We start from the raw sequence: 25,760 nt of genomic DNA, 5'->3' as shown, positions 1-25,760 counted from the left end.
TTAAACTAAATTAAGATTGTCCGCTTCACATCAATTATTTATGCGATTTTTTATTTTTAACAACTGAACCTAACCAACCGATAATTACTAATCCAATTAGTACTGTCCAGAAAATAGATTGCCATAATACGCCATGTGGGAAGTGCTCAGGCAATACAGCGATGTCTGGGTGCGCTAATACCATGACAACTAATTTAACACCTACCCAACCAACGATCGCGAAGGCTGCACCTTCAAGTCCTGGATATTTGTTTAATAGCTCTACAAACCATGTTGCTGCATAACGCATTAGAATAACACCAATCATTCCACCTAGGAACATGACTACGAACTGACCTAAGTCCATACCACCAAAGTGAATACCAACTTTAGGAAGTGTTACAGCAATAGCTAAAGCAGCAAGCATAGAATCTATGGCAAATGCGATATCTGCAAATTCTATTTTCAACACAGTTCCCCAGAATGATTTGTTACTTGCTTTAATCTCTTCACCAGATTCATCATAATGATGATCATCTCCAGCTTCAGGACTTTCAATTTCTGGGTGTTTAAAGAACTGCCACAGATTTTTGATTGACATATAAATTAAGTAAACCGCTCCTGCAGCTTGAATAAACCAAAAGTTCGCGATAATACTAATTAAGAATAATGCTAAAAATCTAAATACAAATGCACCTAACAAACCGTAAAACAAAGCTTTTTTACGTTGTTCGGGTGGTAAGTGCTTAACCATTACAGCCATAACAATCGCGTTATCTGCTGCTAATAAGCCTTCTAAAAATACTAAAACGACAAGTACCCATAAATAAGGTAAGATCAAACTTGGATCCATTAACATGTACAACTCCTTTAAATAAATAAGTTAAGTACAAACAAAAAGACCTATGCTAAATAAATAGCAAAGGTCTCACTAAGCAATTTAAATTGCCCACTTTACCGGAAGATATCTTCGTAATGACGATAAAGTGTCGAATCATTTATACGGTCATGATTCTTAAGTTACTCCCCTCTGACAAAATGCCATAGGTTATTCATTTGATACATCATAGTATACCTTTTTCTTTTAAAATATACAATTTATTTTTCTTCAACGAAACAATTATTTTTAATGTAACAAATTCGATTATACAATTGAGCTGTTAAAGTAAACTATACAATTTAATTTCAGGGAATTTCTCTTCAAACCATCTTGTTGCAAATTCATTTTCAAATAAGAATACTAAATCGTCATATCTATCTTTCACTAAAATCGATCTTGATGTGTTCATCTTATCTGTAATTTGGTCTTCATTTTCAATCCAACGTGCAATTTTACGGCCTACTGGCTCCATAACAACATCAACATTATATTCGTTTTTCATTCTATGTTCGAAAACTTCAAATTGTAACTGACCAACAGCACCTAAAATAATTTGGTTTGTGTGTAATGTTTTATAGTATTGAATCGCACCTTCTTGTACTAATTGTTCAATACCTTTATGGAAATGCTTCTGTTTCATGACGTTTTTAGCAGAAACTTTCATAAAAATTTCTGGCGTAAATTGTGGTAAATCTTGGAAACTGTAGGTTTGTTTTCCACCAACTAAAGTATCTCCAATTTGATAATTACCAGTATCATATAGTCCAATGATATCGCCTGCTACAGCATGATTCACAGTTTCTTTATCGTCTGCCATAAATGACGTTGAACGTGTGATCTTTTGCTTTTTATTAGTACGTTGCAAAGTAACATCCATACCACGTTCAAATGCACCACTAACGACACGCATAAAGGCAATTCTATCACGGTGTTTAGGGTCCATGTTGGCTTGAATTTTAAAGATAAATCCTGAAAATGAATCATCAAACGGGCTTACTTCAACGTCTTCTTTTGTTTGTCTCGCATTTGGCATTGGCGCAAAATCAACATATGCATTTAAGAAATTTTGTACACCAAAGTTAGCTAAAGCTGAACCGAAAAATACAGGTGTTAAGTCTCCACTCAACAGCGCGTCATTATCAAAGGCTTCACCCGCTTCTTCAACCAACATTAATTCTTCAATCGCTTGTTCAAAAGCACTATCATTTGTAATTGCATGATCTTCTTCCAACTCAAAATCATCATTCAAATGTAATATATTTTCTTCATCTCTAAATGGTTCAATTGTTTTAGACTTTCTATCAATGATGCCAAAGAAACTTTGTCCCATACCAATTGGCCAATTCATAGGGTATGTTTCAATATTTAATGTCTCTTCGATTTCATCTAATAATTCAAATGGTTCTTTACCTACTCGGTCTAATTTATTAATGAATGTAAAGATTGGAATACCACGCATTTTACAAACTTTAAATAACTTCAATGTTTGTGGTTCAATACCTTTTGCACAGTCTATGACCATGACAGCACTGTCAACTGCCATTAATGTTCTATACGTATCTTCTGAAAAGTCTTCATGTCCTGGTGTATCTAAGATATTGATTTTATAATCATCGTAATCAAATTGCATTACTGAACTAGTTACAGAAATACCACGCTCTTGTTCAACTTTCATCCAGTCACTTGTCGCAAATTTACCAGTCTTCTTCCCTTTAACTGTACCCGCTTCACGAATAGCACCACTGAAGTACAATAGTTTTTCAGTTAACGTTGTTTTCCCTGCATCGGGATGTGAAATAATCGCAAAAGTCTTTCTAGACTCAACTTCTTGCTTTAAGTTCATTAGTCTTTCTCCTTTTTATATGTTTCTATCCAATCTGTTAGTTGTGATGCAATCGATTCTGCCTCTTCCTCTTCTTTAAAAACAAACAATTGCATGAGTATTGCTTCAAAACAAGTTTCTTCATCTAATGTCATTGCCATCTGATATGACCAAAACCAATCTGGTATAGCAATGATTATCTGGTTATTTAATGCTTCGAATAAATAAACATCAATAGTTTTACCTTCATCAATAAATCTTTTATTGATCAACAGGGCCACCACCGAACTTTTTGTAAGCTGCTTCAAGGCCAATTAAATCATCTCGATGTGGCACCTTAATATGCCCTGGCATGATTTGATATGGTTCTCTTCCTTTTGATGCTAAAACGACAGTATCCCCAGGCTCAGCTATGTCAATTGCATGTTTTATCCCTTCTGCACGATCATCAAATTCAATATAGTTTTGATGTGTTGCACCTTTGGCTAATTCTGCCGTTAACATTTTCGGGTCATCATTTGCCGGATTATCCGGTGTGAAAATGACATAATCTGCACGACAGGCAACTCGCCCCATTTCAGGCGTTTTAGTTAAATCACGTTCGCCTGCCATACCAACTAAAAATATCAACTTTTGCTTTACAAAAGGCTGTACTGCATCGATTAATTTGTTCATACCATCAGCTGTATGTGCATAATCGATAATTAAATCAATAGGTAACGAAGGATCTAAAACTTCTAATCGCCCTTCAACAGGTTCTAAATTTTCAACAGCTTTAATAATCGTTTCTAAAGATGTACCTTTACTCCACACCGCAATCATTGCCGCCATAATATTAGAAATATTAAACTTACCAACATAAGGCGATTTTACTGGGTAAGTTCCAAAAGGCGTTACAAAATCAAAGCTGACACCTTGTAAAGATTCTTGAATATTTTTAGCCATAAATTGGGCTTCCTCATCAATTCCATAACTAAATACTTCATAAGGCGTCACTGTTCTTAAATACTCAGAAAATGAATCGTCATTGTTTAACACGACATACTTTTCTTTCGACAAATCTTCACCTAATTGACTAAACAATAAAGACTTCGCGTGTCCGTATGCTTCCATTGTGCCATGAAAATCTAAATGGTCTTGTGTTAAATTTGAAAATATTGCAACGTCAAATTCAACGCCTCGCAGTCGTCCTAATACTAAGCCATGGCTTGATACTTCTAATGTCATAGATTCAGCGCCTGCATCAACTGCTTCTTTAATTTTCTTAGTTAAAGAAACTGTTTCTGGTGTCGTATTTGCACCTTTTGTCTTTGTTTCATTAATTTGGAAACCATTAGTTCCTAAATATGCACTATTTTTTTGTAACTTTCTTTGAATTAAATGAATCATCGTCGCAATAGAAGTTTTACCATTTGTACCCGTTACACCAAATGTCACTAACTGATGACTCGGATAATCATATAATGTGTGTGCTAGAATACTAGCTACTCTTAATGTGTCCGGCACAACCACTTGTGTTACGTTAGCTGGTAATGATTGTTCTTTATTGACCACTACCAACTTACACCCTTGATCAGCTACATTTTGACAGAACTTATGACTGTCTACAGTATATCCAACTGAAGCGACAAAAATGCTACCTTCTCTCGCTGTACGTGAATCAGTAGTGATATCATCTATTTGTTGTTCTAAAGAACCCAATACACGCTTTACTTTTACTTTCTTAAACAACGTACTTGCATCCAAACTGAACCGCTCCTTTTTCTACAATATGTTTATTATACACGTTTTGTTGATGTTAATAAATTTATAATTTCACTGTTATATCCTACTAATCAGCATTTTCTAATTTCTACTATTAAAAATAAAACATACGGTATTATGAATTAGTTTTACAATTATGGCTCATCTTAAATTATTAAAACCATCTTGTAACATGGTATAATATCATAATTGTTTCCAAAAATATGCTATAATTGTATACTGGATAATTTTAAATATACAAATAAAACATAGAACAATAAATTGCTTTATAAAATAACGTTTTATTTTGTATCAATTCATCTATTGATTAAAATTGCTATAAATGTAACGACTTTGTGTCTTTATTTCTTTTATAATGCCGTAAAATAAGTTACACTTAAATAAAATTTTCAAACTAACGGAGGGTGGCTATTAATGGTTACTCAAAATAAAAAGATATTGATTATTACTGGCTCATTCGGTAACGGTCATATGCAAGTTACACAGAGTATCGTTAATCAACTTAATGATATGAATCTAGACCATTTAAGCGTCATTGAGCACGATTTATTTATGGAAGCTCATCCAATTTTGACTTCTATTTGTAAAAAATGGTATATCAATAGCTTTAAATATTTTAGAAATATGTACAAAGGGTTTTATTACAGCCGCCCAGATAAACTAGACAAATGTTTTTACAAATACTATGGACTTAATAAGTTAATTAATTTATTGATAAAAGAAAAGCCAGATTTAATATTATTAACGTTTCCTACACCAGTTATGTCGGTACTAACTGAGCAATTTAACATTAATATTCCAGTTGCTACAGTGATGACAGACTATCGCTTACATAAAAACTGGATTACGCCGTATTCAACAAGATATTATGTGGCAACAAAAGAAACGAAACAAGACTTCATAGACGTAGGTATTGATCCTTCAACAGTTAAAGTGACAGGTATTCCTATTGATAACAAATTTGAAACGCCTATTAATCAAAAGCAGTGGTTAATAGACAACAACTTAGATCCAGATAAGCAAACTATTTTAATGTCAGCTGGTGCATTTGGTGTATCTAAAGGTTTTGACACGATGATTACTGATATATTAGCGAAAAGTGCAAATGCACAAGTAGTTATGATTTGTGGTAAGAGCAAAGAGCTAAAGCGTTCTTTAATAGCTAAGTTTAAATCTAACGAGAATGTATTGATTCTAGGTTATACCAAACACATGAATGAATGGATGGCATCAAGTCAACTTATGATTACGAAACCTGGTGGTATCACAATAACTGAAGGTTTCGCCCGTTGTATTCCAATGATTTTCCTAAATCCTGCACCTGGTCAAGAGCTTGAAAATGCCCTTTACTTTGAAGAAAAAGGTTTTGGTAAAATCGCTGATACTCCAGAAGAAGCAATAAAAATTGTAGCAAGTTTAACGAACGGTAATGAGCAATTAACTAACATGATTAGTACAATGGAACAAGATAAAATTAAGTATGCTACACAGACAATATGTCGAGACTTACTTGATTTAATCGGTCATTCATCACAACCACAAGAGATTTATGGAAAGGTTCCTTTATATGCAAGATTCTTCGTTAAATAATTACGCTAATCATAAAAATTTCATTTTAATGCTTATTATCTTATTTTTAATGGAATTTGCGAGAGGCATGTATATCCTAAGCTATATTAATTTCTTGCCAACAGTTACATCCATTGCTGTAGCAATAACGTCTCTAGCATTTTCAATACATTTTATTGCTGATGCATCTACAAACTTTGTTATAGGATTTTTACTGAAAAAATTCGGCACAAAAATCGTTTTAACGACTGGATTTATTTTAGCATTTACAAGTTTATTTTTAGTTATTTGGTTTCCAGCATCACCTTTTGTAATCATATTTAGTGCTATGATGCTCGGTATTGCAGTTAGTCCTATTTGGGTCATTATGTTATCCAGTGTTGAAGAAGATAAACGTGGCAAACAAATGGGCTATGTTTATTTTTCATGGTTGTTAGGCCTATTGGTAGGTATGGTTTTTATGAATCTACTTATCAAAGTGCACCCAACACGCTTTGCCTTCATGATGTCTTTAGTCGTTTTAATTGCATGGATATTATATTATTTTGTCGATGTAAAGTTAACAAATTATAATACTCGTCCAGTTAAAGCTCAATTGAGACAAATTGTTGATGTGACAAAGCGCCATTTATTGTTGTTCCCTGGTATTCTTTTACAAGGTGCCGCAATTGCTGCCCTAGTTCCTATATTACCAACATATGCTACTAAGGTTATTAACGTAAGCACAATTGAATATACTGTTGCAATCATTATTGGTGGTATCGGCTGTGCAGTTTCGATGCTATTTTTATCGAAACTAATAGATAACCGCAGCAGAAACTTTATGTATGGTGTTATTCTAAGCGGATTTATTTTATACATGATATTAATTTTTACTCTATCTATGATTGTTAATATTCACATCGTGTGGATTATCGCTTTAGCTATCGGTCTAATGTATGGCATCTTATTACCAGCATGGAATACCTTTATGGCACGATTTATCAAATCAGATGAACAAGAAGAAACTTGGGGTGTTTTTAATAGTATCCAAGGATTCGGCTCAATGATAGGGCCATTATTTGGCGGATTAATTACACAATTTACCAACAATTTAAACAATACATTTTATTTCTCGGCATTAATCTTTTTAGTCTTAGCTGTATTTTATGGAAGCTACTTTATAGCAAATAGAGAAAAAGCTAAGTAAGGTTAAAACGTATTTTAAAATAAAGAAAATGGTCATTTTTATTACATTCAATAAAAATGACCATTTTCTTATTAATTCAAACATACTACGATTAACAATACTATTATGTTACTTAAGCTAATTTAAACGTTTCAATAACTTTCCATTTATCTTCGTCATCGTCAAAACGTAACAAAGTTAATTCATCGATAATTTCTTTATGGTCTACCCCAGCTAATGCTACTTGACCAAAAATATCTTCGAATTCTTGGCTAGATAGTCCTTGTGCTATTGTAAAGTGTGGCACAAAAACATGTTCAGCTTCTCCATAGAAATCTTCTCCATTAAAGCGATTAAACAATTCTTCTAAGTCGTCCGTCTTCGCAACTTTAAAGTAAATCACATTGTTCGTTGGTTTGAAGCTAGAAGCTTTTGTAGCATGAACTTCTACTGCTGGTATACCATTAATACGAGCTCTAACCTGTTCAATGACAGAATCTAAATCACCATCTTCAATTTCAAATGGCGCTTTAATTGTCACATGTGGTTTAATTCGTGAATACTGTTTATCATATCTTTTACGGTAAGAATCCACCGCTTCTTGAAATGACTTTGATGGAATTAATGCTAATCCTAAAATCATCTGAATTCCTCCTTTGTTTAACCTATTGCTATTATATCAAATTTCTTTGAAAACCGTTACATTAAAAATAATTCATTATACATCTTTTGCAATTTCGACAAATTTAAATTAAATCAAACAGTAAAATCTTTTATAAATTATATTATAGACCAAACTATATGAAGACAATTCATACTAAATCTACTAATGTAAATTACTCATAATGTTGATCATCTGTGTTTTTACGTAAAAAATACAATAATATATCTGACAGCAATGGTTTCCAATCTTTCCATTGGTGACCACCTTCAAATTCATCGTAATAATAAGTTATATTATATTTCTTAATTTGTTCAGCTAATTCTCTATTCGGTGTTAAGAAATCGGCACGCTTACCATTTGTTGGTAAAGTAAAATCTTTTTCATCTAGACCAATGACATGCCAAATTGTCAATTGTTCTTTATTAGCACATTGATTTAGCTTATCTAATACTTTGTCATCTGAATGTGGACTTAACATTGCTACACGACTAAAAATCGTTGGATAGGTCAACGCCGTTAATAAGGCAATACTACCCGCTAAACTATCCCCTACTAATAACCTTGCATTACCTACTTTCAGTGTAGAAAACGTCGAGTCAATAAATGGCAATATTTCTTTACCGACTGATTGAATAGTTAAATGAGAACGACTTCCTTGTGGATGAAATTCCTCTCTACGCTTATCAACGTCTTCATAATGGAATCCAACAATGATCGCATCATCAATACGCGCTTCTTTGATTAACGATTCATATGTACGTTGTATTCTCCCGAAACGTAAAAAATCTAATCCGTCAAAGCAAAGAATGACATTATATTTAACAAGTTGATTATAAGATTCTGGTAAATAAATACTTATCGTGACATCTCTATTTAAAATATTACTATATAAAACATGTTTATTAATCTTACCAGTTTTAAATTCTGACATAAAAAAGTGCCCCCTAGTAGTTGTATTGTTATTGTACCAAGAGACACTATATTTTTAAAATTCAAATTTCTGAGCACCTAAAATTATCAATGCTGTTTCTTTTTTTATCAAATGATCACTACATATACTATAAACAAAAGTAGATTACTTTTTGGCACGTGCTTGTTTTAAACGTTCTGGATATGTCTTCAACCAAAAGACAGCATTAGGTAATTTATTCGGATCAGGTTGATAAACTGCATTATAACCGTTTCCTAAACGTTTCTTTTGAATTTCATAATCTTTTAAAGCATTTACGGCAGGCTTATGTAAAATCCAAATCGCAATGATATTTAACCAAGCCATTAGACCTACACCTAAATCACCGAATGCCCATGCTACATCAGCTGTTTTAACTGCACCGTAAAATGTAGCGAACAAAATAATCACACGAGCAATATTAATAAATATCGATGAAACTTGATTATTTTGATTACGCGTTAAATAAGCAACATTTGTTTCTGTAATGTAGTAGTACGACAAAATTGTAGTAAATGCAAAGAAGAATAAAGCAAATGCAATAAAGTACGAACCTACGCCAGAGAAAGTAGGATCAAATTGATAACCACTGCCATGGAACGCTTTATCAATGCCGGCTTGTGCATACATCGCAGTACCTGAATAATCTTTACCTGTTGCATTTTCAACATAAATACCGCCATCTTTAATTAAATGCGGTGTGCCATTCGCATTAACCGTACCATCAGTCACATTATATGTACCAGAAATAAGTATAATCAGAGCAGTTGCAGTACATACAAATAATGTATCAATATAAACTGAAAATGCTTGTACTAGACCTTGTTTACTTGGATGTGATACTTCTGCTGCCGCTGCTGCGTGTGGACCTGTACCTTGACCAGCCTCATTTGAGTATAATCCACGTTTAACACCAATCTCTATCATTGCGCCAACGATACCACCAAAAGCAGATTGTAATCCAAATGCTGATTTGAAAATTAATGCAAATAACGCTGGCACTTCTTGTATATTGATACAAATGATAATGACAGCCATCAGTATGTAAATAATTGCCATAAATGGTACAACGGCTGTTGCAACATTGGCAATACTACGTACACCACCAAAAATAATTAATCCCAAAATAACTACAACAATAGCACCCATTAACCATTGTGGAACATGAATCGCATTATGCATAGAACTTGCTATAGCGTTAGATTGCACACCAGGAAGCAATAGACCTACTGAGATAATCGTAACAATAGCAAAGATAATTCCGTAAATTTTACCAAATTTACCACCAATACCATATTCAATATAATACGCTGGTCCACCACGGTATTCATTATTTTCAACTCTCTTGAATATTTGACCAAGTGTAGATTCAATAAAAGCACTACTTGCACCTAAAAACGCAGTAATCCACATCCAAAATACTGCACCAGGTCCTCCTATAAATATTGCAGTAGATACACCGACAATATTACCTGTACCAACCCTGCCTGCTAAAGACATGGCTATCGCTTGAAAACTTGAAATACCATTAGGAGACTTCTCTCCTTGAAACATTAATCGAATCATTTCTTTAAAATGTCTAACTTGAAAAAATCGCATACGCAATGTAAATAGCACACCAGTAATTAGCAAACCATAAACTAATGGCTTACTCCAAACAACCTCATTTAAAAAGGTTACTAATTTTTCAATCATAAGATTCCCCCTATTGTTTAAACATAAAAATATTATACGATTAAGCACGAGACACTTCAATATATTTTTCAGAATATTCTTATAAATATTAATATGATCATTTCATTATTTAAACACGTTTAATATTAAAATAAGTTATTCATATAAACTGGTGCTGTTTGATCCAATTGCAGACTTACGAGTCATTGAAAAGTCTCACAAACTATTGAAAGTAAATATCTTAAAATAGAAAGTGAATGGTTAATTTAAGTATATTTAAAAAATATTAACCTTTTTAAGCACTGCTATTTAGGATATACTAAATAATAACTAAGTTTAGAAAAATAGGAGGAACATCGTTTATGTTAAACAAGGTTTGGTTCCGAACTGGCATCGCTCTGATTATGCTGTTCATTCTCATCAAACTATTTATGGAAGTGCACGAAGTATTTACTCCAATAGCTACAATCATCGGTTCTGTATTTCTTCCATTTTTAATTAGTGGTTTTTTATTTTATATCTGTCTACCTTTTCAAAACTTACTTGAAAAAGTCGGTTTTCCAAGATGGGCTAGTATAACAACAATCATGTTAGCTTTGTTTGCTATTATCGGCTTAATTGTTGCGTTTGTTGCACCAATCATCATTTCAAATATCAACAATTTAATTAGTCAGACACCTGCCCTACAAAAAGAAGCAGAGCAAATTATTAAATTCGCACTAGCTCAAATGGATAAATTACCTGAAGATGTAACAAGTAGAATTACAAATATGGTTAAATCAATGGGTGATGGCGTTACTAATATTTTATCTAATTCATTACAGTACATTACATCATTAATTTCAACCATCTTCTTATTGATTATGGTTCCATTCTTCTTAATTTATATGTTAAAAGACCATGAAAAATTTATCCCAGCTGTTGCTAAATTTTTCAAAGGTGAACGTAAAGTATTTTTCGTAGATTTATTAACTGATTTAAACTTTACATTAAAATCTTACATTCAAGGTCAAGTAACTGTCAGTGTTATTTTAGGTATATTCTTATATATCGGTTATTCAATTATTGACTTACCATATATTCCTTTATTAGTTCTATTTGCTGGTGTCGCAAACTTAATTCCTTTCTTAGGTTCATGGTTATCATTTGCACCTGCAGCAATACTCGGTATTATAGATAGTCCTACTACATTTATATGGGTTTGTATCATTACATTAATTGCACACCAACTTGAAGGTAATATCATTACGCCAAATGTAATGGGTAAATCTTTAAGTATCCATCCTTTAACAATTATCGTTGTTATTTTAGCAGCAGGAGATTTAGGTGGCTTTACATTAGTTCTGATTGCAGTGCCATTATATGCTGTACTTAAAACGGTTGTTAGTAATATTTTCAAATACCGCCAACGCATTATTGATAAAGCAAACAGTAATGTTAAGGACTAATTCTGTGGATGTCTTTTAAGAATATAAGATACTATCTCCTCAAAAGTTGAAACTACAGCTTTTGAGGAGATTTTTTTGTGCATAAAAAAAATCAGTCAGATGAAATATCAAATAATTTTCCATCAGTCCGATTATTATAAAAGCAAAAAAGCTTTGCTCACATATATGATAACGTGAACAAAGCTGTTGAATGATATTATTTAATTGCGTGGAATCCGCTATCTACATGAATATTTTCACCTGTAACGCCACTTGATAAGTCACTTAATAAGTAAGCCGCTGTTTTACCTACTTCTACTTGATCAACGTTACGTTTTAAAGGTGCACGCTCTTCGATTTCTTTAAGAATTGTATTGAAACCACCCACACCTTTTGCACTTAATGTACGGATTGGACCAGCTGAAATTGCATTAACGCGAATATTATCAGGACCTAAGTCTAATGCTAAATATTTAACATTTGCTTCTAAGCTCGCTTTAGCAACACCCATCACATTATAATTTTGAACTGCGAATTCGCCACCTAAATATGTTGTTGCAACAATGCTACCACCTTCTGGCATTAATTTTTTAGCTTCATGAGCCACAATTGTTAATGAGTAAGAACTAATGTCTTGAGCTAACAAGAAGCCTTCACGTGAAGTTTCAGAAAAGCGTCCGCGTAAGTCTTCCATATTAGCAAATGCGATTGAATGATATACACCATCAATATTGCCAACATCTTTACCAATTTGCTCAAAACCATTAATAACCTCTTCATCGCTTTGAACATCAATTTGATATAAGTGCGCTTCTGGTTGATTTAATTGTTCTAATAATTTTTCAAGCTCTTTACGGCTACGTTCTTTACGGTAAGTAAATACTAATTTAGCACCTAATTGATCTAAAACTTTAGCGACACCAAAAGCAATACTACGCTTATTAGCGATTCCCATGATGACATATGTTTTGTTTTCAAGATTTAACATGTAAGATAACTCCTTATAATAATTAATTTAACGGATAGAATATCTAATCCCAGTTTTAACTAACTTTTTATTCGTCAATACATTTTAACACTATTATGACTTTTTAATAAAGTTATTTAAACGTATTACAACGATAAATGTTTGATTTAGTCCTTTCTGTATCAAACTTGATTTACGTAAAAAGCATTTATTTATCAAAATCATATACATACTAGCATTTTAAAATCATTAATTTTACGTCGTACTAAAATACGTCTGCATTTTAATATCATTATTGTTAAAAATAAAATTCTAACTCTTGCTTCAATTCATCAACGTATTCTTTAGCCCCGGTAACAATTAAGCGATCTCCATATCGCAATTGTGTATCTCCATGCGGAACAATCGACTCATTATTACGGATAATACGCACGAAGATGATGTCTCCTCCGAATGGGAAATTACGTAATTGAATATTTTCATATTTATAATTTAACATTTGAATTTCATATAGTGATGTTTCAACATTACTTAATAAATTCAACATGTTAGGTGTTTCAATTAAACCTTTTAATAAGATTTTATTACTTAAGTAGCTACTGAAAATTTCAATACCTGAATCAACTAACTCTGTATCGTCCGTTGTGCTTTCAAGTCTGCAAATGACACGCTCAACTTGATGTGCTTTGGCTAATTTAGCAACTTTTCGGTTAATATCATCGTCATTCGTGGCACAAACAACTATGTCTCGGTCAAACAGACCTAGTCGTTCTAAAACATCTTGTTCATAATCAGCAATTTCTATCATCGTGATATCATCCGACAATTGACGACGATCACTCAAATCTTTGCGATAATATAATGTCACGTCATATAACTGAGATGTTAAATTTTGCGCTATAGGAATCGTTAATTGATTTTTACCAATTAAACTAACATCAATTTTACGGTTAAACTCATCTGGAACTGGAAACAGTTTTTTGAAAATAATCGGAACGAATACACATGTAATGACTGCGCTTAAAATTAATATACCTGACGTTTCAGCTGAAATAGCATTTAATCTTTCTGAAATTTTGGCTGCAGCTATCACGAGCGATAATGTTGATGTTAATAAAAATGCTGATGCAATCGTTGTTTTCATATCAAACCAACGTCGAATAAACATGACTGGAATTAATTTTGAAATGATAAATGCAACGATTAAAATCGGTATGATAATTAGTAATTTCGGTTCTTTAATTAATGAAGGTATGTTTAAATCTACACCAACCATTATAAAGAAAATAGGAATAAAGAACCCATAACCAAATGAGTCTAACTTTTCAACCATTTCTTCATCTGGATTTAATAATGAAACAACGACACCTGCTAAGAATGCACCTAATATATTTTCTGCGCCAACTCCCTCTGCTAGGGCTACTAATAATATTATTAATGCAAACACCGCACGAATACCGATTTGCGTCGTACCATCCATCAATTTTTGTAAAAATGACATTCTTTTAAATTGAACACCTAAAATATATGAAATTGCTGTGAAAACAACTAATATACCTATTAACCATATTGTACTGCCGCCTTGACCATTGATTGCACCATAGATCGTTAATAAAATCATAGTTACTAAGTCCGCAAGTACTGCTACTAATAGGATGAATTGACCTATAGTTGTTCTCATAATATTCATTTCTTTTAAAGTTGGAACAACTACGCCTAAGGAAATAGTTGAAATGATAATGACCATTAATAACACATCATCCACTAATCCAAGCCATTTAAATACATACGCTAACAGAATCGAAATAATCATAATAAATGCAAATACAGTTAACGCTAGATTAAGATGCCCTGGAATTGAGGATTCATCATCATTTTGTCCTTGACGTGCGCGTTTATCTTTTTTAAAAGCTTTAAAATCAATTTCTAAACCACTTAAAAACATTAAAAAGATAAAGCCTAACGTTGATAAAATATTTAGAATTGAATCCCTTTCTACTATATTTAGAAATGAATTTCCAATCACAATCCCCATCAAAATTTCTGCAACAACAACTGGCAAGAAATTAATATTTAATCGATTGACAATTATTGGAGTTAAAAACGCTGCTAAAACAACAATAACTAAAGATAAAAACTCCATAACTCCTCCTTAAATTAAGTAAGCCATAAATGATGTAGCTAAACCAAAATAAATCAACATACTAATAATATCATTAATTGTTGTAATAAATGGTCCACTAGCCACTGCTGGATCGATATTTAATTTATTCATCAATAATGGAATCATCGAACCTACAAACGTCCCCACCGTCATCGCACAAGTTAAACTTCCTGCAACGATTAATGCTAAAAGTGGCTGATGATATATTGCAACAATAATTGTAAATAATATTGTTGAACATACAACACCCGATAATACACCACTTCCCGCTTCTCTTAATGCAATTCTAAATTTACTTTGCTCATTAATTTCCCCTGTCGTAATGTTACGAACTGAAACGGCTAAAGATTGTGTACCTGAATTTCCTGACATACCACTAATAATAGGAATAAACGCTGCGAGTAGCGCTACATTTTCTAATGTTTTTTCGAATCTCCCTAAAATTGTCGCAGTAATCATTCCTAAAAATGTTAAAATAATCAACCATGGTAAACGTTTTAATGCTGTTTTAATGATTGAATCATTAGTCGAATCGATATCTGAAACCCCGGCTAAACGAGAGTAGTCTTCACTAGCCTCTTCATCCATAACGTCTAAAATATCATCAATCGTGATGATACCAAGCAAATGTTCTTGGTAATCTATAACAGGTACAGCCATGAAATCATAGTCTCTCATAACTTGAGCAACATCTTCTTGGTCGTCTGCTACATTCACACTAATGACACGTTCATTCATAATATCTTCAATATAAGCATCATTTTCAGCTACAATTAAATCTCTTAGTGATAAAACACCTACTAATTTACCATCATCATCAACGACAAATATAACATATATTGTTTCTGCGTCTGGCGCTTGCGCTTTGACCAATAATAACGCTTCTTTAACAGGCGTATGCGCTTTAAGTGATAAATACTCCGTCGTCATAATACCGCCGGCCGTATCCTCATCATAGTGAAGTAATGCTTTGATTTCATTCGCGTCATCTTTATTCATCAATGTTAAAAGACTAGCAACTTTTGGTTTAGTCAACTCATTTAAAATATCTACTGCATTGTCGTATGACATTTCTTCTAATATGTGACTTGCGTATGTCGCATTCATTTTATCAAATAGCAACTCATATTCATCGTCATCAATATCTAATTGATCAAAGAAATTTGCAACTTCTTCAGGTGATAAATATTGAAAAATCTTTTGTCTATTTTCATCGGTAGTATCTTCAAAATACTCACTTTGTTCATATGTGTGTAATGCTAGAAATTCATCTCTAAATTGATCAATATCATCATTTTCTAAGTATTGATCTAATAAAGTTTGGTCGTATAATTCCTCTTGAACACGCTCTTTTTCATCTGTGTTCATTGACATACTTACACCCCCTGTGTGAATTAGAGTTGATTGAATAATTTAAGTAATTGCTTATAATCAATTGTAATATAAATATTGTTCTTATTGATTGGATGAACAAAATATATTTGCGTACATTGCAGTACTTGACCATGAATTTTGTCATGAAAACCATCATACAAAGAATCTCCCACAATTGGATGCCCAATATGTTGAAAATGTACACGAATTTGATGTGTACGTCCCGTATGCAAATGAACTTTGCATAAACTGTATTTATCATTCTGATTTATTACTTCATAAGATGTTTTAGCGTATTTACCATCCGAGGCAACTTCTCTAGTTATAATACTATCCTTTGACCGTCTAATATTAGCTTCAATAATACCAGATGTATGGGTTTTACCATATACAAGGCAAGTATATATTTTTTTCAAGTTTACTTTAGAAAATAAATGATGGATATGTCCATATTTAGCGAATATCACAATACCAGTAGTATTACGATCTAGACGCGTAACAATATGTGGGTTAATATTTTCACCATGTTCCTGACAATGATATAGTACTTGTTCGATTAAACTTTCATGAGGATGTTCTCTCGAAGGCGTACAATTTTGATTGTTTGGTTTAGTAACTATGATGATAAAAGCATCTTCATACAATACTTCTAGCTTACGAGCATAAGGTATTAAATTAACACTCGGTATTTCTCGTGGTAAATGAATTTCTAATATATCATTTGGCATTAATTGCTTACGCACTGTGACTGGTTCATCATTAACAATTAAAGCGCCATTATTTTTAATGGCGCTCACTGTCTTCTTAGAAAAATCATGTCGTGCTAAAAAAGTTTTAACAGTTTCTTGTTGTGATATATGATACTTAAATTTCATCGTTCTTCATCACTTGATATGAAAGAATCGTGTACACGTTTCCAGAATGGGAATGGTCTAAAACGTGCAAACCTCACTTTTTCATTTGCTACACGGTATTGTATTGAATTAACATTTTTATGTTTGATACTAACATGATCTACCGTCATTCTAATGGTATCATGATTAACTGGTGATATTAAACATGTATGATGCTTTGGTAATACAAGTGGTGATCCTACCGTTCTAAACACACGATTATTTATTGAGGCAATTTCTGTAATTTGCATTGCTTCAAGTGAAGGATGTATCAGTGCGCCACCTAGCGCTTTGTTATAAGCCGTTGAACCCGAAGGTGTTGATACACATAATCCATCGCCTCTAAATCGCTCAAAGTGTTTCCCTCTTAAGTTAACATCCACAACAAGTGTTGAGCCATTTTCAGTTTTCATCGTTGCTTCATTTAATGCTAAATACCTTGTTTCATATCCGTTGTCGTTGTATCTCATAATAATTTCAAGCAATGGATATTCAATGACCTGAAACTCTGAATTATTAATTTCGATGATTAATTTTTCAACTTCATGAGGTAACCAATCCGCATAAAATCCTAAATGACCTGTATGAACCCCAACAAATGCCACTTTTGATAACATGTGGCTATACTGATGGAATGCTTGTAGTAATGTACCATCACCACCAACTGAAATAACAATTTCAGGATTTTCACTATCCTCAATCATGCGAAAATCTTTCATATAGTTCATCATTTTATGCTTTAAGGCATTAGACTTGGAGTCACCTTTAGTTAAAATTGTATAACGCATGATTTATAACACCTCGTTAATCATTTTCATGTTTTTTAGAACGTTTTTGCGTGTAATATTTTTGAGCTTCCTGAATTTCATCTTTAATTTCAGACATCTCTTCATCAAGTAAATACGCTGCTTCTGCCGCTCTTTCCAAACGATGTTGAATTTCATCCGGATAAGCACCATCATATTTATATCGTAAAGTATGTTCAATCGTTGCCCAGAAATTCATTGCTAATGTACGAATCTGAATCTCAGCCAATATAAATTTTTGGCCTTGTAATGTTTCAATTGGATATTCAATAATGACATGATACGAGCGGTAACCACTTTCTTTAGTGTTACGAATATAATCTCGTTCTTCAATTACCTTAAAATCTTTTCTTTGTCTTAAAATATTGACGACAACATCAATATCTTCTACAAATTGGCACATCATTCTTAAACCAGCGATATCGTACATTTCTTCTCTTAACCTATCAAATGGTATTTGTCGTTTGTTTGCCTTATCTATAATACTAGCGATTGGTTTAACACGACCAGTAACAAATTCTATTGGCGAGGCTTGTTCACCAACTTCATATTGTTTGCGCATGCCTTTAAGTTTCACTTTTAACTCATCAACCGCTTGCTTATAAGGTGTTAAGAACTGATCCCATTGATTCATAGTGCTTCACCCCGCTTTATTCAATGTCGAATGTTTCTTCAACGGTTGCAACAAATTCCTTACCATAATTATTATTTCCTTTTATGTTGTCTAAAATATAAGTAAGTTCTTGGTGGAATTCAGTCAATTCTAGTTCATCATTGATAATAATTTTTTTAGTCATGTTTTCATGCAACATCGTCCATGTTTCTTGTACGAAAATGAGATAAGCATACGCTTTACCATCATCTAATGTATACGCAAAGGCATAATTATCACTATCAACGAGCATTTGTCCTACTTCAGATAATCCTTTAATAGAATCTTCTGTATAACAATAAAGTATGTCATCTTTAATTTTAATTTCATTAATATATAAACGCATGCTTAATCCTCCTCTTATTCCATAACATTTTAACACAATTCAATAATACAAAACACTTACGAACACTATTTTTAATGGTCAAATTAACATTGATAATAGATAAAGGAAATTACTTTTAAAATTCAACTTTGTCATTCATAATATAGTTAAGATAAATTGAATTTGATACGAGGTGTATACATATCATGGCAACAAATCATGAAATAGAATTTAAACAAATGATAACTGCATCAATCTATAATAAATTGCAAGAGAAATATTTTAAAGACAGTGTGCTGTTTAAGCAAGTCAATTACTATATTGATACACCCGATTTCAAATTAAAGGAACATCGCTCTGCACTACGCATAAGAGTTAAAGACAATCAATATGAAATGACTTTAAAGACACCAGCAAAGGTTGGTCTATTAGAATACAACTATATCGTCGACATTAAACCAGAGATGAACTTGATTATTTCAAACGACAATCTTCCAGATGACATTCGTCAAATTATAGTTGAACAGTTTGGTGTAAAGGATACAACTTTATCAATACTTGGTGCATTAACGACATATCGCCAAGAAACTAAATATAAAGGTGATTTACTCGTTTTAGATAAAAGTGAGTATTTCGATACTACGGATTATGAGTTAGAGTTCGAAGTTAAAGACTATAATCAAGGTTTACAAAAGTTCCAATCTTTATTAAACGAACTAAACCTCGAACATCATCAACCTTTAAATAAAGTTCAACGTTTTTTCAAGAAAAAAGAAACACTTTCAAACAATATAAATTAAATTGGCAAATATGCATATTTCTTTCAAATGTTTAAAATCATGTTATATTAGTTATATATTAACTTAAGTTCGTAACAGTAAATTTTTGAAAATGGGTGATTAAATGACAACAACACCATATGACATCATTGGTAAAGAAGCGTTATACGATATGATTGATTATTTTTACACCCTTGTAGAAAAAGATGAACGACTTAATCACCTGTTTCCAGGAGATTTTGCAGAAACAAGTCGTAAACAAAAACAATTTTTAACACAGTTTTTGGGCGGTCCAAACATTTATACCGAAGAACACGGACATCCTATGCTAAGAAAAAGACATATGGATTTTACAATCACTGAATTTGAAAGAGATGCATGGTTAGAAAATATGCAGACAGCAATTAATCGCGCTGCGTTTCCACAAGGTGTTGGAGATTATTTATTTGAGCGCTTAAGATTAACTGCTAATCATATGGTGAATTCCTAAAATTAATTGTAGGTGAATAAACATGGCTGGAGAATTACGAATAATGGAAAATAAGAGTCGTGAAGATATTAATCTATCACCTGTAAGTAAAATCGAAATTTATTCATTTTTCGATCCATTTAGCTCCGATTGCTTCAAATTATCAGCAATCTTATCCAAATTAAGAATTGAATATAATCAATATATACGTATCAGACATATATTAAATCCTTCGTTAAAAGTATTAACGAAATGCCAAGCTCAAAGTACATCCAACTTTGATAACATCGCCCTAGCTTATAAAGCAGCTGAGTTACAAGGTCGTGTACGTGCCGAACGATTTATACATTTAATGCAAAATGAAATCATACCTAAAAGAGATATTATTACAGAATCAATGATTTGTGACTGTATTCAAAATGCAGGTATTGATTTAGAAGTATTTAAAGACGACTTACAAAAAAGTAAACTAACCGAAAGCTTGAAAATTGATTTGCATATTGCAAGAGAAATGGAAATCGAACAAGCCCCTTCTCTCGTTTTCTTTAGTGAAGATGTTCATGAAGAAGGTTTAAAAGTCGAAGGATTATACCCATATCACATCTATACTTATATAATTAATGAATTGATGGGTAAACCTATCGAAAAGAATCTTCCTCCTAAATTAGAAACTTATATACAGCAACAACAACTTGTAACGATGGAAGAATTACTTACTATTTATGAATGGCCAGAAAAACTTTTAAACAAAGAGTTAAAGAAGTTAGCCATTCAACAAAAAATTGAAAAACTTAAATATCCAGATGGCGATTTCTGGAAATCTAAAATGCCTAAAATCAAATCAAAATAAATAAATTAAAGACCTCGTACACCATAAATGTAACGAGGTCTTTTTACTGACTCTTAATTTTGCAACATTAAATTATTAGAACGTAATGTTACACATCGATCTAAATATATTAGTGATATTTTTCGAATTTAACCAGTTCGAAAATTATACAAATTATAAATTTGGTACATAATAGACTTATATTAATCGTTAATGTATAAAAAGTGCATATTTAATACATTTTTATACAACTTCACTTCCCTCTTATTAAAAAAGAACATAAAAAAACGTCGTGTCTGAATACACGACGCTAAACAAAGGGGATGGGAGAAATTTTTCACTTCAAACAAAGGGGTATGTTTGTTATGTGATTAATTTCATGTTCATAATATAACATGCTATCTCTACCATTTCAACCTTTTAATAGTACTTAATTTAAATTGTCACAATCTGTTCATAATGTAAGCGAATTCAATAGTACTAAGCTTTCATTAATTTTTCAAAAGCGTTCAATTTTTGTTCAAAAACTTCACAAGCTTGTTCAATTGGTTCAGGTGTTGTCATATCTACACCAGCATTTTTTAATATCTCAATTGGATAATTTGAGCTACCTTTTTTCAAGAATTCATTAATATATCTATCTACTGCTGGCTTACCTTCTGTTAAAATTTGATGACTTAAGCTTTGAGCTGCACTGTAACCAGTTGCGTATTGATATACATAATAATTCATATAGAAGTGTGGAATACGTGACCATTCCTTACTAATATCTTCATCAGTTTCTACAGAATCACCGAAGTATAATTTATTTAATTTGGCATATTCTTCATTCATTCTAGTTGGCGTTAATGGTTCACCTGCTTCTTCAATTGCATGAATTTTATGCTCAAATTCTGCGAACATTGTTTGTCGGAATAATGTAGCTCTGAAACGTTCTAATTCTTGGTTTAATAATAATAAGCGTTTTTCATCATCAAGATGTTTATCCATATAATCACTTAAAAGTGCTTCGTTACAAGTTGATGCAACTTCAGCGACAAAAATAGTGTAGTCACTAGAATTTGACGGTTGGAATTTTCTACTGAAGTAACTATGTGCTGAATGCCCAAATTCATGAACTAATGTGTATAAGTCTGAAATAGTATTAGACCAGTTAAGTAGAATAAATGGATTAGTTAAATGTGCACCTGATGAATAGCCACCTGAACGTTTACCTTTATTCTCATAGACATCGACCCAACGATTGTTTAAGCCTTCTTTAACTACATTTAAATATTCTTCACCCATTGGTTCTAATGCTTTTAACATCCACTCTTTAGCTTCTTCATAAGGCATTTCAAACTTAATATCTTTAATTAATGGTGTATATAAATCATACATTTTCAAGTCATCTAAACCTAGCAATTCTTTGCGCAATTCAGTATATCTATGTAGCAATGGTAAATATTTATGTACAGTTTTTACTAGATTGTCATATACATTTTCTGGAATATGATTATTACTCAATGCTTTTTCTCTTGCAGTTTTGTAATTGTGTGTACGAGCATTAAATACATTTTTCTTCACTTCACCTGCTAGTGTAGCGCCAAGCGTATTATTATGAGCACCATATGCTTTATATACATTTCTAAAAGCACTTTCTCTTAGTTTGCGATCATCTGATTCTAAATACTTAATAAATGTACCTTGTGTTAACGGGTGTGCATTTCCATCTTTATCAATCGCATCTTCAAATACTAAATCAGCGTTGCTAAACATACCGTATACATTTGATGGCGTTGATAACGCGTCCTGCGCTTCTGTTAATAACTTTTCAGTTTCAGCATCTAAAATATGAGGACGTTTTTCATTAATCAACTTCAAATCAAATGCGAATTTTTGTAATTTATCATATGAATTTACAAATGATTGAATTTTATCTTCATCAATTTGTAAAATCTCTGGCACTAAGAAACTCCATGCCGAGCTAAATTTAATAATTAATTGATGTGCTCTTGACTCCATACCAGTATACTTGTCGTTCGTTGTATCTTGGTCTTGTTTTAGGTGCGCGTATACATATACTTTTTCTAATTTAGTACCTAATGTATCTTCTAATTCTAACGCATTGTATAATGTCTCAGCACTATCACCAATGTGTCCTTTAAATTGTTCTTCTTTGCCTAACTCATTTTCAACTTCTTTAAATGCAGCCTCAAAAGCTTCATCATCTTTGAAAATTGTTGTTAAGTCCCATGTATATTCAGGATATTTACGTTCCTGTTCTTCTCTCGATAATTGTTGACTCATATGTAGTAAACCTCCTAATAAAATATAATTGATATAATTTTCTCATTTTAGAACAAAATTTGCACGTCATTACCTCTATCTGAACAAATATTTAAATAATTGTTAATAAGTTTTTCTATAATTGCTGTTTTACTTTCTAGAGCAACAATAAATTTTTTCAGTTTAAAATAATTAAGGTTGTCATTTACTAATTTGCTTTTTCCATTCTTTAACAATAAATCAACTTGTAATTGCCACTCAATAGGATGATTTTCAATATAAATTTGCTCTGGAAAAATATAACCATAATTGTGCACTACTTCTTGATCAGTTAACTGTAATTGATACATTGCACTTAAAGTGGGTTCTAAAACGGAATTTTGCCAGCGACAATATTTGATATATTGATTAATTGCGAACTTTGATAATTTATAAACAGCATGATAATCACAAGGCGCCTCATTAAACAACTCAATAATTTTGGCATTCCTTTTTTCAGCAACATATTTGTGCCCGCCTAAATATTGTATTTGTTGAAACATCATTATTTGTTTTTTCTCTAAATTGAACGTATGAAGTTTTCGAGTGATTGGATTAATAAACAAACTTTGAAAATGATTGAACTTCACTTTATTATGACAATAATCAACATCATTTAATAACCAACTTACTTTATATCCCATTTTCTTTAAACCTTCCGTTCGTTGAAGAATCTGTTTATAAGGAATTGGCGAATACTGTAGCTCAATAACATATTTATTATTAATCAAAATATCCGGAATTTGTTTTATTTCTTTTAAAAATGGCTCTATCTCTACTTTACATCCTTGTTGCTGTATCATCTGTGCTAAAATCAATTTACTTTTATAATGTTTAATCGTTTCATTATTAAAACATTTTTGTTCCGCTAAATGTTTATGTGCAAAATGACTAATTACTTTGAGCCCACGCTTTAAAATAACTTGCTTGCCACACACCGGACAAAAATATTGTGTCTTTCTCAATGCAGTAGTTGCTAACACACGTTCCTTTTCTTCATTTAAAGCTACTAACATATCTTCACCTCAAAATATTACACGTAAGTTTAACTACTATTACTTTTTCAGCTTTTGAAATCAATAAAAAAAGAGACTCCAAAGAGTCCCCTTTCATAGTGCGTTGCTTAATTAATATCGTTATTCAGTTGTCTCTGGAAAATAACGTCGAACTTGAGCTGTTACGTTATGACTCATAATTATTTTAGCATAGTCATTTAAATAAACTTCTGTTCTGTCTGTTGGATAAGCAAATTCAAGCAATTGACTGTAACTATCATTAATGACTTCTTGATCAACATGACTATCAAAATGTACAGCATAATAATAAGTACCATCAACCATATATAACAAATCTTCAAACTCTGTAGTTATTGGATTGCTATGATATGCATAATTAATAACATCTTCTAAATCGTTAAATTTCACAATAATTGTTCTTGTATTTTTACGTGCTGAAGACTTTTGACGTTTAGAACCTTGAGCGTCTTTTTCTTTTGTTCGTTGCTCGAATAATTCTTCTAATTGATCTTCACCTTCTAATGTTTGAGCTAACAATTCTTGAACTTGTTCATCAAATTGATCAGTTGCATCATCATCAGACATATTCATCATATCTTCATTTTTAGATTTAGAAATTGTGACTTCGACACCTTTTTCAAAGGCATGTACTTGAATCCATAATGGACCTTCTACAACAAAATCTTCTTCTTCGTTAATTTCATCCATCATTGACCAAAAGAATTCTTCGCCACGTTTGCGATTTGTCCATAAATCTTCACGACTAAATCCACGGGCCTCGATATCGCTATATGTTATAAACAATTTTACAGTTGTATCATCTACTCGTTCTATTCTCATATCATCTCACTCCTTACAGTCGATGAATAGTATCCACATTGTATTAAAGCATCAAACAAAATACAATTTATTTGTTTGATTTCTTTCTCTAAAATATTTTGGTAACTTATAATAACATATTCGTTGTAGCAAAACTATTTAAATGATTTATACAGTTAAAGCATTAAAGCACTTTCTTAATTTAATTTTACCTTATCATAGCAAATGTTTCATCCAAAACACTCTAATATAGAGCTATATTAACAATTGCACATTTGATTTAAAAGATACTAAGCAATTATTGTAAAATTAAAATCAAAACCACCCGTGTGAACGAGTGGTTTGTTCTGCGGCTATAAGCCTTCCTTACTGGCCAGCCCTAAAAGGGCACTGACAAGTCAGCCAACTGCACTACTATTCCAGCAACCCTAAAGGGTTACTCTTTTTTCTTTCTTTTTTTATTT

General features: G+C 32.1%; 23 protein-coding genes and 1 riboswitch. Of the genes, 6 read left to right on the top strand and 17 right to left on the bottom strand.

The genetic code is table 11. The features are described from left to right. Positions 1 to 34: 34 nt before the first annotated feature. The 4 genes from IDG65_RS11430 to IDG65_RS11415 all read right to left on the bottom strand — a co-directional run bounded on the left by IDG65_RS11430 (position 35) and on the right by IDG65_RS11415 (position 4,427). Positions 35 to 838, bottom strand: a complete 804-nt coding sequence (locus tag IDG65_RS11430) for a TerC family protein (RefSeq protein ID WP_000928413.1) — start codon at positions 836 to 838, stop codon at positions 35 to 37. Positions 839 to 912: 74 nt separating this feature from the next. After that, positions 913 to 1,020, bottom strand: a riboswitch (yybP-ykoY riboswitch). 119 nt (positions 1,021 to 1,139) lie between these two features. Further along, the gene (locus tag IDG65_RS11425) at positions 1,140 to 2,702 is read right to left on the bottom strand and encodes a peptide chain release factor 3 (protein WP_001049951.1); all 1,563 of its coding nucleotides are present in this window, start codon (positions 2,700 to 2,702) and stop codon (positions 1,140 to 1,142) included. Beyond that, on the bottom strand, positions 2,702 to 2,953 hold the full coding sequence (locus tag IDG65_RS11420; RefSeq protein ID WP_000608862.1) for a YueH family protein: 252 nt from the start codon (positions 2,951 to 2,953) through the stop codon (positions 2,702 to 2,704). The genes IDG65_RS11425 and IDG65_RS11420 overlap by 1 nt, the downstream gene beginning before the upstream one ends. Then, entirely contained in the window at positions 2,943 to 4,427 is a 1,485-nt protein-coding gene (locus IDG65_RS11415) for a UDP-N-acetylmuramoyl-L-alanyl-D-glutamate--L-lysine ligase (protein WP_000340119.1), read from the bottom strand. Before IDG65_RS11415 ends, IDG65_RS11420 begins: the two co-directional genes overlap by 11 nt. Positions 4,428 to 4,859: 432 nt before the next feature. Between IDG65_RS11415 and IDG65_RS11410 the strand changes: the two genes are divergently transcribed. Beyond that, the gene (locus tag IDG65_RS11410; RefSeq protein ID WP_000258645.1) at positions 4,860 to 6,035 is read left to right on the top strand and encodes a diglucosyl diacylglycerol synthase; all 1,176 of its coding nucleotides are present in this window, start codon (positions 4,860 to 4,862) and stop codon (positions 6,033 to 6,035) included. Next, a complete protein-coding gene (ltaA, locus tag IDG65_RS11405; protein ID WP_001154224.1) occupies positions 6,013 to 7,203 on the top strand; it encodes a lipoteichoic acid biosynthesis MFS flippase LtaA in 1,191 nt (396 codons plus the stop codon). Before IDG65_RS11410 ends, ltaA begins: the two co-directional genes overlap by 23 nt. Before the next feature lie 112 nt (positions 7,204 to 7,315). Here the strand turns inward: ltaA and IDG65_RS11400 are convergent, their stop codons facing one another. The 3 genes from IDG65_RS11400 to IDG65_RS11390 form a co-directional block, all read right to left on the bottom strand. Next, a complete protein-coding gene (locus IDG65_RS11400; RefSeq protein WP_000600387.1) occupies positions 7,316 to 7,825 on the bottom strand; it encodes a YjcG family protein in 510 nt (169 codons plus the stop codon). Between the two features lie 193 nt (positions 7,826 to 8,018). Next, on the bottom strand, positions 8,019 to 8,777 hold the full coding sequence (locus tag IDG65_RS11395) for an esterase family protein (RefSeq protein WP_001288675.1): 759 nt from the start codon (positions 8,775 to 8,777) through the stop codon (positions 8,019 to 8,021). A gap of 144 nt (positions 8,778 to 8,921) precedes the next feature. Then, positions 8,922 to 10,490, bottom strand: coding sequence for an alanine/glycine:cation symporter family protein (locus IDG65_RS11390; RefSeq protein ID WP_000570687.1), 1,569 nt, complete (start codon positions 10,488 to 10,490; stop codon positions 8,922 to 8,924). 341 nt (positions 10,491 to 10,831) lie between these two features. On the opposite strand from IDG65_RS11390, the gene cozEa reads away from it, so the two are divergent. Continuing rightward, positions 10,832 to 11,917: a lipoteichoic acid biosynthesis protein CozEa gene (gene cozEa / locus IDG65_RS11385; protein ID WP_000933105.1), complete on the top strand. Its 1,086-nt coding sequence runs from the start codon at positions 10,832 to 10,834 to the stop codon at positions 11,915 to 11,917. 196 nt (positions 11,918 to 12,113) lie between these two features. Here the strand turns inward: cozEa and fabI are convergent, their stop codons facing one another. The 7 genes from fabI to IDG65_RS11350 form a co-directional block, all read right to left on the bottom strand. Further along, entirely contained in the window at positions 12,114 to 12,884 is a 771-nt protein-coding gene (gene fabI, locus IDG65_RS11380; RefSeq protein WP_000933195.1) for an enoyl-ACP reductase FabI, read from the bottom strand. 277 nt (positions 12,885 to 13,161) lie between these two features. Then, a complete protein-coding gene (locus IDG65_RS11375) occupies positions 13,162 to 15,006 on the bottom strand; it encodes a monovalent cation:proton antiporter family protein (protein ID WP_052997692.1) in 1,845 nt (614 codons plus the stop codon). A gap of 9 nt (positions 15,007 to 15,015) precedes the next feature. After that, positions 15,016 to 16,401 (bottom strand): magnesium transporter, encoded by a 1,386-nt coding sequence (mgtE, locus tag IDG65_RS11370; RefSeq protein ID WP_000062417.1) that lies wholly within the window; start codon positions 16,399 to 16,401, stop codon positions 15,016 to 15,018. Positions 16,402 to 16,421: 20 nt separating this feature from the next. Next, positions 16,422 to 17,276, bottom strand: coding sequence for an RluA family pseudouridine synthase (locus tag IDG65_RS11365; RefSeq protein ID WP_000669934.1), 855 nt, complete (start codon positions 17,274 to 17,276; stop codon positions 16,422 to 16,424). Continuing rightward, positions 17,273 to 18,082, bottom strand: a complete 810-nt coding sequence (locus tag IDG65_RS11360) for an NAD kinase (protein ID WP_052997693.1) — start codon at positions 18,080 to 18,082, stop codon at positions 17,273 to 17,275. Before IDG65_RS11360 ends, IDG65_RS11365 begins: the two co-directional genes overlap by 4 nt. Positions 18,083 to 18,098: 16 nt before the next feature. Then, complete coding sequence (gene yjbM / locus IDG65_RS11355) at positions 18,099 to 18,734, bottom strand: GTP diphosphokinase (protein WP_001077683.1); 636 nt, start codon at positions 18,732 to 18,734, stop codon at positions 18,099 to 18,101. A gap of 16 nt (positions 18,735 to 18,750) precedes the next feature. Then, positions 18,751 to 19,098 carry a UPF0738 family protein gene (locus IDG65_RS11350; RefSeq protein WP_001242102.1) on the bottom strand — a complete coding sequence of 116 codons (348 nt, stop codon included), beginning with the start codon at positions 19,096 to 19,098 and terminating at the stop codon, positions 18,751 to 18,753. A gap of 185 nt (positions 19,099 to 19,283) precedes the next feature. Between IDG65_RS11350 and IDG65_RS11345 the strand changes: the two genes are divergently transcribed. From IDG65_RS11345 to yjbH, 3 genes are all read left to right on the top strand, one after another. Further along, complete coding sequence (locus IDG65_RS11345) at positions 19,284 to 19,877, top strand: CYTH domain-containing protein (RefSeq protein ID WP_000224622.1); 594 nt, start codon at positions 19,284 to 19,286, stop codon at positions 19,875 to 19,877. A 103-nt stretch (positions 19,878 to 19,980) separates the two neighbouring features. Beyond that, positions 19,981 to 20,346 (top strand): truncated hemoglobin YjbI, encoded by a 366-nt coding sequence (locus tag IDG65_RS11340; RefSeq protein ID WP_000214070.1) that lies wholly within the window; start codon positions 19,981 to 19,983, stop codon positions 20,344 to 20,346. A gap of 22 nt (positions 20,347 to 20,368) precedes the next feature. Next, the gene (gene yjbH / locus IDG65_RS11335) at positions 20,369 to 21,175 is read left to right on the top strand and encodes a protease adaptor protein YjbH (protein ID WP_000896697.1); all 807 of its coding nucleotides are present in this window, start codon (positions 20,369 to 20,371) and stop codon (positions 21,173 to 21,175) included. A gap of 459 nt (positions 21,176 to 21,634) precedes the next feature. Here the strand turns inward: yjbH and pepF are convergent, their stop codons facing one another. The 3 genes from pepF to mecA form a co-directional block, all read right to left on the bottom strand. After that, positions 21,635 to 23,443, bottom strand: coding sequence for an oligoendopeptidase F (gene pepF, locus IDG65_RS11330; RefSeq protein ID WP_000082725.1), 1,809 nt, complete (start codon positions 23,441 to 23,443; stop codon positions 21,635 to 21,637). Positions 23,444 to 23,490: 47 nt separating this feature from the next. Next, complete coding sequence (locus tag IDG65_RS11325) at positions 23,491 to 24,477, bottom strand: competence protein CoiA (RefSeq protein ID WP_000959286.1); 987 nt, start codon at positions 24,475 to 24,477, stop codon at positions 23,491 to 23,493. A 120-nt stretch (positions 24,478 to 24,597) separates the two neighbouring features. Further along, positions 24,598 to 25,317 (bottom strand): adaptor protein MecA, encoded by a 720-nt coding sequence (gene mecA / locus IDG65_RS11320; RefSeq protein ID WP_001217724.1) that lies wholly within the window; start codon positions 25,315 to 25,317, stop codon positions 24,598 to 24,600. Between the last annotated feature and the right edge of the window lie 443 nt (positions 25,318 to 25,760).

It is taken from the genome of Staphylococcus sp. EG-SA-17, from assembly GCF_017151845.1.
In the GTDB taxonomy this organism is placed as follows: domain Bacteria; phylum Bacillota; class Bacilli; order Staphylococcales; family Staphylococcaceae; genus Staphylococcus; species Staphylococcus aureus.
This window is presented reverse-complemented; position numbering and strand designations above follow the sequence as displayed.